General features: G+C 63.9%; 6 protein-coding genes. 3 read left to right on the forward strand and 3 right to left on the reverse strand.

The window, feature by feature from the left end:
- The 3 genes from ACWDSJ_RS37475 to istB form a co-directional block, all read left to right on the forward strand.
- Positions 1-1,215 (forward strand): recombinase family protein (locus ACWDSJ_RS37475; RefSeq protein ID WP_450037607.1); only part of this gene is annotated, 1,215 nt, incomplete at its 5' end.
- A 186-nt stretch (positions 1,216-1,401) separates the two neighbouring features.
- Positions 1,402-2,754: a Mu transposase domain-containing protein gene (locus ACWDSJ_RS37480; RefSeq protein WP_064908888.1), complete on the forward strand. Its 1,353-nt coding sequence runs from the start codon at positions 1,402-1,404 to the stop codon at positions 2,752-2,754.
- The gene (gene istB, locus ACWDSJ_RS37485; RefSeq protein ID WP_064908887.1) at positions 2,751-3,602 is read left to right on the forward strand and encodes an IS21-like element helper ATPase IstB; all 852 of its coding nucleotides are present in this window, start codon (positions 2,751-2,753) and stop codon (positions 3,600-3,602) included. The genes ACWDSJ_RS37480 and istB overlap by 4 nt, the downstream gene beginning before the upstream one ends.
- A 431-nt stretch (positions 3,603-4,033) precedes the next feature.
- Here the strand turns inward: istB and ACWDSJ_RS37490 are convergent, their stop codons facing one another.
- The 3 genes from ACWDSJ_RS37490 to ACWDSJ_RS37500 are packed head-to-tail and all read right to left on the reverse strand — an operon-like array spanning position 4,034 to position 9,825.
- Positions 4,034-7,117, reverse strand: a complete 3,084-nt coding sequence (locus tag ACWDSJ_RS37490) for a type I restriction endonuclease subunit R (protein ID WP_064908886.1) — start codon at positions 7,115-7,117, stop codon at positions 4,034-4,036.
- A gap of 4 nt (positions 7,118-7,121) precedes the next feature.
- Positions 7,122-8,258 (reverse strand): restriction endonuclease subunit S, encoded by a 1,137-nt coding sequence (locus ACWDSJ_RS37495; RefSeq protein ID WP_082976512.1) that lies wholly within the window; start codon positions 8,256-8,258, stop codon positions 7,122-7,124.
- Positions 8,251-9,825, reverse strand: coding sequence for a type I restriction-modification system subunit M (locus ACWDSJ_RS37500; protein ID WP_064908885.1), 1,575 nt, complete (start codon positions 9,823-9,825; stop codon positions 8,251-8,253). The genes ACWDSJ_RS37495 and ACWDSJ_RS37500 overlap by 8 nt, the downstream gene beginning before the upstream one ends.
- Between the last annotated feature and the right edge of the window lie 678 nt (positions 9,826-10,503).

The following is a 10,503-nucleotide window of genomic DNA, read 5'->3' on the forward strand; positions in this document are numbered from 1 at the left end:
CCAGGCGATTCACGAGTCACACCCGGTCTGAAGAACCAGCACCACCCTGCCAGCCAGCCCCAGGCCAGCCACCACAAACACTTACAGGCGGTTCACAACCTGGATCTGACCACCAATGCCGCGCCCGTGCCCGTCGATCCGAACGCCGCCGTGGGGCGATGGACATGGTCGAACGTGGCGGGTGTGTTGTCCAATCCCAAATACACCGGCCACCAGGTGTGGAACCGGCGGGGCCGCAAATCCAACAAGAACCAGGCCAACCCGATCTCGGAGTGGGTCTGGTCGGAAAAGCCAGTCCACGAACCGCTGGTCGATCTCGACCTGTTCGTCGCAGTCCAAGAGCGCGGCAAGACCCGGGACAACTCACGGCGCGGAGCCGGGGCGAACTCTCACCCGCAAACCAAACGCTCCTACCGGTTCCGGTCCCATCTCTACTGCGACCTGTGCAACCGGCGGATGTTCGGCAAGACCCGCCGCGTCGCCGCCTACTACGTGTGTGCCGCGAAAAAGGGCTACATCCCCGAAGGCCATCCCACCGGCGGCTCGTTCTTCGTCCGCGAAGACGACATCAGCGAACACCTCAACACATTCCTGAACCAGCACGTCTTCGGCGACTACCGCCGCGCCCTGCTGACCAACGCCAACCTCCATACCCACGCCGAAACCGAACACACCCAACGGATCACCGCGCTACGCCACGGGATCACCGACACCGAAACCAAAATCAAGCGACTAGTCCGCAGCCTGGAACTCGTCGACGAACCCGACCAAGACCTGATCCGAGACATCAGCGAACGCCGTGCCCAGTTACGCGACCACCTAGCAGACCTGCAGGCCCAACTCGCCGACGCCGAAACCCAGCAGCAGCAACAGCCCAACCCCACTCTGATCGATGCGCTACCCACCGGCGAAATCCGGATCGACCAACTACCCGAACACATCGCCCGCGATGTTTACCAAGCCCTACAACTGGAAATCAGGTACAACAAGACCGCCAACCGCGTGCGGTACCGCATCACGCTGACCGGCGCGACGCTCAACCACGCACACCGAACCACCAGCACCGCGATGGCACTACAACCAAGAACCGACCAGATCGGCGGCACCTGCCAGACAAAGCAGCCGCCGCCCGGCACCGCGCCGGGAAAATCTGTTCCCATGTTCACAGTGCCCCCGGCGGGGCACTGTGAACATGGTAACGGGCCTGACCTGTGATTCCCTGTAGGGCGGTTGGTCATTGAAGCCGATTACCAGTGACGGCGCTCGCTGAATTTCCCCGCTGACGCTCACCGAAATTCCCCATTTGTCCGTGTGGCTCCGCCGTGAAGGGCGGGCCTCCTCCAATGCTGGTGGTTACCACACCTGACCAGCAGATTCACCTCGGAGGAGGCCCGCTTTTCCATGTTGACACGTGAGGAAGATGTGGAAATCAGTGCCCTACGCGCCCGAGGCTGGACGATCTCCCAGATCGCCCGCCACACTGGCCGTGACCGCAAAACTGTTCGCGCCTATCTGGCCGGGGAACGCACTCCCGGCGTCCGCAAACGTCATCTGCCGGACCCGTTCGAGCCGTTTGTCGAGTATGTGACCGCCCGCCTGGCCGAGGACCCGCACCTGTGGGCGCAGACGCTGATGGACGAGCTGGAACCACTGGGTTTCCCGCTGTCGTATCAGTCGCTGACCCGCAACATCCGCGCCCGCGGACTGCGTCCGGTCTGCCAGGCGTGCCGGGCCACGACCGAACGCCCCAACGCCGTCATCGAGCACCCGCCCGGTAGTGAAACCCAGTGGGACTGGGTCGATCTGCCGAACCCGCCCGCCTCATGGGGGTGGGGTGCCAACGCGCACCTGCTCGTCGGATCCCTCGCGCATTCCGGTCGCTGGCGCGGCTACCTTGCCCCCTCGACTGATCAGCCGCACCTGATCGAGGGCCTGGACCGGGTCGCTCGCGCGTTGGGCGGGGTGACTGGGTCGTGGAGGTTCGACCGCATGTCCACGGTCTGCCACCCCGCCAGCGGTCAGATCACCGCGTCGTTCGCCGCGGTCGCCAAGTATTACGGCGTGCTGCCGGCGATCTGCCCGCCCCGGCGCGGGAACCGCAAAGGCGTGGTCGAGAAGGCCAATCACACTGCCGCGCAACGCTGGTGGCGCACACTCGCCGACGAGACGACCGTCGAGCAAGCCCAAGCCTCGCTCGACAAATTCTGCACGCTGCGCGGCGACACCCGGCTGCGGCCCACTGCCGACGGCTGCGCCAGCGTCGCGACGGTCGCGGCGTCCGAACCGTTGCGGCCGTTGCCCGCCGACCCGTATCCGGCGATGGTCGCCGAACCCCGCGTCGCGTCTCGGCAGGCGATGGTGTCCTGGCGAGGCAACCGCTACTCGGTCCCACCCGAACTCGCCTCCGCGACGGTGGTCGTCGCGCAACCGTTGCGCGGCAACCACATCGATATCGCCACCACCGCCGGGATCGTGATCGCCCGCCACGAACGCGCCGCCGACGGTCTCGGCGCCACCGTCCGCGACCACGGCCACGTCGTCGCGCTGGGCGCCGCCGCGATGGCGGCAGCGAATACCGGCCGCCCGCACCGCCGCAAGGAACGCATCCCGCCCGGCGACACCGCGCGCGCCGCCGCCGCGGCATTGCGCGCCGCCACCGACCCCACCGTCTCGACCGCCGCGGACACCGCCGGCGCGACGGTCACCGATCTGGCCGCCTACGAGCGCGCCGCCACCGCCAGGAGCCGCAAATGACCACCCCGGCCCCCAAGACCGCCACCCGCCGCACCACGAAAGCCGTCGGCGCCGACGAGACCGCGACCCGCTACCAGCAACTCCGATCACACCTGGCCACGCTCAAGCTGCACGCCGCCGCCGAAGCACTGCCGTCGGTCCTCGAAGACGCCACCGCACAGAACCTTTCGGCGACAGCGACGCTGGAGAAACTGCTGCGGATCGAGGTCGACGACACCGAAGCCCGCCGCCTGGCGGGCCGGCTGCGGTTCGCCAGCCTGCCCACCCCGGCCTCGCTCGACAACTTCGACGTCGATGCCGCGTCCGGCATCGACCGGCCGCTACTCGACGAACTCGGCACCTGCCGCTACCTGGAAACCGCCACCAACGTATTGCTGATCGGCACGCCCGGCACCGGCAAGACGCATCTGGCCACCGGTTTGGCGCGAGCAGCCGCGCATGCCGGCTACCGCACTTACTTCACCACCGCCGCCGATCTCGCGGCCCGTTGTCATCGGGCGGCGATCGAGGGCCGCTGGGCGACCACGATGCGTTTCTACGCCGGCCCAGCGCTGCTGGTCATCGACGAACTCGGCTATCTCCCCTTGCCGGCCGAAGCCGCTTCAGCGTTGTTTCAGGTTGTGTCGCAACGCTATTTGAAGACCTCGATCGTGATCACCACCAACCGCGGTGTCGGCTCCTGGGGCGAGATCCTCGGCGACAACACCGTCGCCGCCGCCCTGCTCGACCGGCTGCTGCACCGGTCGATGGTCATCAACCTCGACGGCGACTCCTACCGGCTCCGCGACCACCAAGCCACCGCGGACAACCTCCGCCGAGCCACGACCGGGAACCGGCAGCCCCTATAATCAGGACCGCTCACGGGTGGGGCATTTCGATGAGCCCGGTTGGGGAGATTCGATGAGCGCAGTCACCAGTTGTGAATTGGCGTGCGCATCTGATGCCTTGCAGGTCGTGACTTCCTCACGCAGCAGTCCCGTCACCCCCCGAACGAGCTAGCATCCGCGACGCTCAGCGGTTGGTCGCCAACCATCGCGGTGAACACCGATTGCTGGTCGGTTGGGTCGTAACGCGCGAGGTGGGCGTGGCGTGATCGGCGGCAGCAGTTAGCTTATGCGATGCCGCTGGTTCGTTGAGCGGAAGAAGTTTTGGCAATTCGGCGGCCACGAGTCCAACATCAAGCGGCACAAACTGTCCCGATACGTCGCAAATCGAACACAGCCATATCGAACGAGATCAAACCCCCCGTGAACGAAATCTCCGCCTCCATCGACCCATATCAGTCGACCAGGTAATGCGCTTCGATATAGGCGACGGTGGAGTCGTACGGTTCGCCCACTGGTTTCAACATGTACCGGCGGAAAACGGCGGCGGTCGCGCGGCGGGCCCCCCGGTTACGGGCGTCGGCGTTGTCCCACGACCGAGCGAGCGTGTTGGTAACCACCCGGTCGATCTCTTCGGCCAGGTTCCGCTCGGTGACCGTCAGCCCAGAGGGCGCATGGTCGTGGATGATTCGCGTTAGCACTCCTACGTGGTCATCGTCCAGCACGACAGCTTCGTCGGGGTGCTTCTGGGCGTTCACGATGGCGCGAGCGATTCGAAGCGCTTCGGACAAGAACTCCAGGGCGTCGTGAGAGTTCTGAATGATTCGGTCACGCAGCAGCCTGATCCGCTCGGCGAGGGCGGTGTACTTCGCAGATCCTGGTTCGACGCCCTCATCTAGTGCGGCCTTGATGTGGCGAAGGATTTCTGCTGCGGACGGCGGCGTTTTTTCCTCGCCGTCGCCCTTGCCGGGCTTGCGGCGGACAAGTGCCAGCAGTTCCTTAAGGATCGCGATGCCCTGGGCGTCCAGGACAAGGGGTTCTTCCTGGGAGGCGACCACAGAGAAGGAGTGCACGTGGCCATTGATGATCTCCAGGACCATCGGCCCCAGCTCGCCCAGCCGTTCCCTACGATCTTCGTCGGAGGACTTCTTGAGTAGGGTCGTGTAGACGGACCCGAACAGTCCAAATCCGTCCTGATACTTGGTAATCCGCTTGTCAGTATTGACGAATGGGTACAGCCGGGCCAGGAGCTGGTAGTTCTTCGTGAACACTTCGGCGGCGCCAGGATTCGCATCAAGGCAACTGTTAATAGCTCGCACGGATTCGTAGCCGTGGACCGCGAGGTCCAGGCCGTCCACGTCCGCGAGCATGTCTTCGATAGAGGCGAAGGTGGTGCGGAATTCGGCCACCAGCTCGGACACGTCGATGACGAACCCGCCGCCTCGGTCGGCCTCCGCCGGAGTAGGGTCGGCGACGGCTCGTTGGACCTCTGCGGCCAGGCCGATGTAATCCACGACGACACCGGCAGCTTTCACGAATCCGGTCGGGGACACCCACGTGCGGTTCGGGCGGGTGATCGTCTGGAACAGGCTGTGGGCCTTAAGCGGCTTGTCGAGGTACAGGACGCCCTCGTTGGGGGCGTCGAACCCGGTCATCAGCTTCGCGGTCACTACCAGGAAGCACAGCGGGTCGTCTGGCCTGAGAAACCGCCGCTTCTGTTCCTCCTCCTCATTCTCCGAAAGCCGGAATGGACGCATAGCGGGGTCTTCGTCCTTGGAGTCCGAGACGGAGATGTTCACCTCGGCAGTGATCCGGTCGTGCTTCCCGACCGCAGCGAGCACCTGTGAAGTCTCGAAGCCGGCGAGCAGCTCATTGATCTTGTCTGTGTAGGCCACGGCCAGCTCACGGTTGTAAGCGACGACCTGCGCTTTGAGGCCATTGCGGTAGGGGCCGGCCAGGTAGTGGTCCACGATGTCCTGACAGACCGCATGGATACGATCGGGGTTGGCGAACACCGAGGTGAGTCGCCCGAATTTGCGGGACAGGGTCTCGCGATCAGGATCATCGAGGTCGAACTCGTCGGCAAACCGGTCGAACTCGGTCTGCAATTCCCGGTCGTTCATCTCGAAGGAGACCGGGTGTGGGTCCAGCATGACCGGCACGGTGGCCTCGTCCAGAAGAGACCTGGACACCGAGTACCGGTGCAGTACCCTGCTTGGGTCGGTCTCCGCACCAAAGAGGCTGAAGGTGTCGGTGGCGAGGTTTCGGACGGGGGTGCCCGTCATACCGAAGAACTTCGCTCGTGGCAACGCTGCACGCATCTGCCCGGCCAGTGACTTCGACCGTGTGGACTGGGTGCGGTGTGCCTCGTCGACCATCACGATGATGTTGCTGCGAGTCGACAGGTTCTTGCCGACGTCGGCGAACTTGTGCACGGTCGTGGAGATGACGCCGCGCACGTCGTCGGCCAGCAGCGAACGCAACTCCTGGCTTGTGGTGGGCTGGTGGAAATAGGCATCCCCCATCGCCGAGGTGAATACTCCGGAGGTCTGGCGGACGAGCTGGGTCCGGTCCGACAGCAGGATGATCGTGGGCGACTCGGTGCGGGTGTCGGCCAACAGCAGGGAAGCGGCGAACACCATCAGCAGCGTCTTCCCGCTGCCTTGATGGTGCCAGATCAGGCCCTTCGACCCGTCCTCCAGGACCCGTTTGTGGATCAGGTGCGCGGCTTCCATCTGCGGGTACCGGGGCAGGTACTTCATGTCGACCCCTCCACCGGAGGTGTCGAACAAGGCGAAGTTAGCCAACATGTCCAGGACAGTGACCGGGTTCATCAACAGTTCGACCGAGCGCTGCACATCGGGCTGCCCGGACAGGTTCTCGTCGTCGGCGGTGGACCGAAACGGCTGCCACAGGTTCGTCGGTGCACCGGCAGCGCCGAACCGCAACTTCAGCCCGTCGGAGGCAACGGAAAAGACATTGGGAGTAAAAAACCACGGGTACTCGGTGGCGTACACGTTGTTGATCTCCCGCGCTGCGTCCGCCCACCCGGACTTCGCAGTCGGAGACTTCACCTCGACCACGACGAGAGGCAACCCGTTGACCCAATACACGAGGTCGAACCGACGGGAAGTCTTGCCCGGCACCGTGATCGTCACCTCGTCCGACACAACCAGCGTATTGGCTTTCGGGTCAGTCGGGTGCTCGAAGTCGATGACCCTCAACCCGTGCCACACACCGTCGGCGTTCCGGAATTCCTTAAGCCCGCGCAATATGTGCAGCACCTGCTCGTTGGCCCGGACCAGCCCGCCTTCGACAGCGTTGACCGTGGCGACGATCTCCTCGACTATGGCGTCCACGTCGAAACCGTCGATCACGGCAGGGTTGAGCCGGACGATGGCGTCCCGCAGTTGGGAGGTGATTACGGTCTGCGTCGCTTCGCGCGGCAATGTTCTACCGGCGGTGAAGGCCCACCCCAGCGGGAGGGACCACTGGACCATCCGGTTCTGGAACTCACGCTCTCGAATGCCCTTAGCCACTGCGCTAGCTCTCTGACTCCGCGGATTTGAGGTCGATAGTGCGGTCCAACAGTGCCCCTAACAGCCGCGCCCGCACAGCACGCAGCCGGTATTCCTCGGCCCGGACAGCGGCGACGGCCTCGCTCATCGTGTCGAGCTCTGCGGCGATCCGCACCTGGTCTGCGACGCTTGGGAGACGTACCGGCATACGGACTGCACGCATGGCGGTGATGTGTTTGATATTGGTGCCACCAGCGGTATCTAGGAATGTGCCTGACTCGTAGGCCCACAAACACCAATGGTTCACGAACGCCGGGACGCTGATGCCTTCGATGGCTCGATACCGCATGAGGGTCTTTTGGAAGCAGATAGGTCCGGGCAGCTCTCCACGCCACACCGCCGGCATGCCGACTGCGGACTGGCTCGCACTACCTTCGGACACAAGTACATCGCCGGGCACTAGACCGAACACCTGGCGTTCCTTGGGATCGAAGTTCATCTCCAACACGTCCGTCAGGTCGAGCGTCCCGTACCCCACGTTCGCGGAACGCAGGTACGGCGTCATATAAGGCCCGGCGGCATACTGAGGCGCCCGCTGTCTCCCCATCCGGATCTCGAACGCCTCGTCAGCACGGATTGTAGGAACGCCCTGGTCGTCAACCAGTTCGGTGCGAAGTCGCCGCAGCACCGCGTGCAACGACTCGGCTTCAGCGTCGAGTGCGGTGATCTGGTCATCGACCGCACCGATCATCTCGACGATCCGCAACTGCACCGGTAGCGGGGGCACGGCTACTCGAACTTCGTACGCCCTGCTACGCGACAGCCCGGGAACCCCAGTCTGGGTAGTAAGTTCCGTCAACTTCGCGTTGGCTAACAGGTGGTAAACGAACTCCATTCCAATCTCGGAGCGGTTTTTGATCGACACGTAGAAGGCGGTGTCGATAGGGGTGAAGTCGCTCTCGCTGAACGTGACCGTCCCCGACGAGCCCTTTCGCCCGACTACGACACCGGGCCCCTTCACCAGTGCCTGAGAGTGAAAGCCGACGATACCGTTGCTCCCGTAGACGGGAAATCCTTGGCCGTCTCGGGCGGCCTCAGGAAGTGGCTTGCCATACTCAAGGGTCAGCAGTTCACCGATTGTCACACTGCGCCAATCACTCATCGAAGCCCTCGATCGCGGCGGCAGCGAGGACTGCGAGCATGCGTTGCTCGGCCTTCTGGCGCTCTGCTCGGGCGATGTTGTAGGCGTCGATGAGCGTGCCAAGGTCTTCGGCTTCAGCCGTGGTCTGCTTGATGTAGCGACCGATGTTGAGGTCGTATTCGTTCGCCGCGATCTCCGTGGTGGGGACGAATCGTGCTGGGAGTGTGCCGTTGCCAGAGGTGCAAACAGAGTCGACATCGGAATCGAAGTTCGAGTGGTAGGTGGCCACCACATCGGCAATGTCCGTCTGGGTTAGAACGTTACGGTTCTTCGCCTTGGTGATCCGTTTGGAGGCATCGACGAACAGCACCCCGTCCTTCCGCTCCATTGCTTTCGATCCGTGTGCACGGAAGAGCAGGATCGCCGTGGGGATGCTGGTGCTGTAGAACAGGTTCGCTGGTAGGCCGATTACGGCTTCCAGAAGGTCATCGTCCAGGACGCGCTGGCGGATGGCTGCTTCCTGACCGCCTCGGAAGAGCACTCCGTGTGGCAGGACGACGCCAGCGCGTCCCTTCGTCGGGTGCATCGACGCGATCATATGCTGTACGAACGCCCAGTCTGCTGTCGACTGCGGGGCGACCCCGCCGATGGCGCGCGGGTCTTTGTTCCAGGGCTTCCACTTCAGGGAGTAAGGCGGATTGGCGAGGATTACGTCGAACTGCGCGACCGACCCGTCCGGCATCTTGAACCGCGGCTCTTTCAAGGTGTCACCGACCTCTATCTGGAACTGGGTGAGGTTGTGCATGAAAAGATTCATGCGTGCCACGCCTGCTGTGTCCAGAACAGACTCCTGCCCGTACAAGCGGAGCGTGTAACCCCGCCCGCCGTGGGCTTTCAGGAGGTTCGCAGAAGCGATGAGCATGCCGCCCGACCCGCAGGTTGGGTCGTACACTGATTCAAACCCTTTGGGATCGAGGAGTTCGACGAGCAGCTCCACGACTTCACGAGGGGTGAAGAACTGGCCGGCGCGGGTGCCGGACCCATCGGAGAACCGCTTCAGCAGGTACTCGTACGCTCCACCGAGCACGTCGTGGGACATGTTGCCCTCGTGCATCTTCGGGACGCGGTCCATCGCCCGCATGACCGCTGCCAACACCTCACTGCGCAACACCTCTTCGGAGGTCCAGGTCATGGATCCGAACAGCCGGGAGAACTTGTCGGGGTTGGCCGTCTCGATGGCTTGCAGGGAAGCACGAACCCGCTGGCCGAGACCCGGCTGGGTAATGGTGGCGAGGATCGATGACCACGAGGCGCGGCGCTCGTGGACGGTGCCCGGGTGGATATTCGGGATCTCGAACGACTGGTAGTCGCGGTACTCGATCTCGCGAGCCTCCCCGTCGGACAGGTCTTCCAAGCCCCGGTTCTCCTCCAGGAACTCCTGATGGTGATGCTCCCAGGTATCGGACAGGTACTTCCAGAACATCAGCGGGAAGACGACCGAGGAATACTGCGCTTCGGGCATCGCCACGCGCAGCTCGTCAGCGGCGTCCCACAACCGGTTCTCGATCTCCTGCTGAGTCACTGCCATCAGATGGGGTGTCCTTGCTCGTCAAAGGGTGGTGACCCGGGAAGGGCCTGGTGAGGAGTACCCCCGCACTGGGACGTGCGAAGTGAGAGTCCTCTCAGGAGGCTAACGCACGGTACCGACACTGATGATGTTTCGAAGCTTTGACTGCCGCGCATCGGCGAAAAGCTAAGCGGCGTCAGCGGATCGGGGTATTGGGAAGGATGGCTGTAGATTCGTACGACCATCGACCCTGATCTCTCACTCTCTCGAGGTCTCACAGCTTGCCCCACCGGGTGCCGGGGCGACTGTTCATCGCATGCCGCGGAGCCGGGGTTACAGCCGTCCCGCTCGTTGCGGTGTGCGGGACCCCGACTCGGAAGCACGGCTAGTGTCGCAGCACACGCGGCAGAACAGCCCCTAATCTCCCCCGCACGGTGGGTAACGGACTGGTGTGGCCCGGTGACCCGGATCGGACGCGGCGGGTTCGACTCTGCCGACCTTCGGTGCTGGGGCAGCCCCAAGCCCGCGTGGGGGACACCTGGGGAGGGGCTGTTGTCGGCTCCTACCCGGCTCCCTTTGCTCGGTTGTCGGTTCGGGCGCGCGGACTAGGTGTACTGACCTGAGAGGTTAGGAACGCGGCTGGCTGGTGGGTGTCCACCGAGTGCTGTGTGGCCGCGGTGGTGATTGTAGGTGTGGAGC

This window comes from Nocardia sp. NPDC003482 (assembly GCF_053588115.1).

Bases quoted from the DNA above. Each gene is read 5' to 3' on its own strand.
- ACWDSJ_RS37480 (WP_064908888.1), top strand. From the start codon at position 1,402: ATGTTGACACGTGAGGAAGATGTGGAAATCAGTGCCCTACGCGCCCGA.
- istB (WP_064908887.1), top strand. From the start codon at position 2,751: ATGACCACCCCGGCCCCCAAGACCGCCACCCGCCGCACCACGAAAGCC.
- ACWDSJ_RS37495 (WP_082976512.1), bottom strand. From the start codon at position 8,258: ATGAGTGATTGGCGCAGTGTGACAATCGGTGAACTGCTGACCCTTGAG.
- ACWDSJ_RS37500 (WP_064908885.1), bottom strand. From the start codon at position 9,825: ATGGCAGTGACTCAGCAGGAGATCGAGAACCGGTTGTGGGACGCCGCT.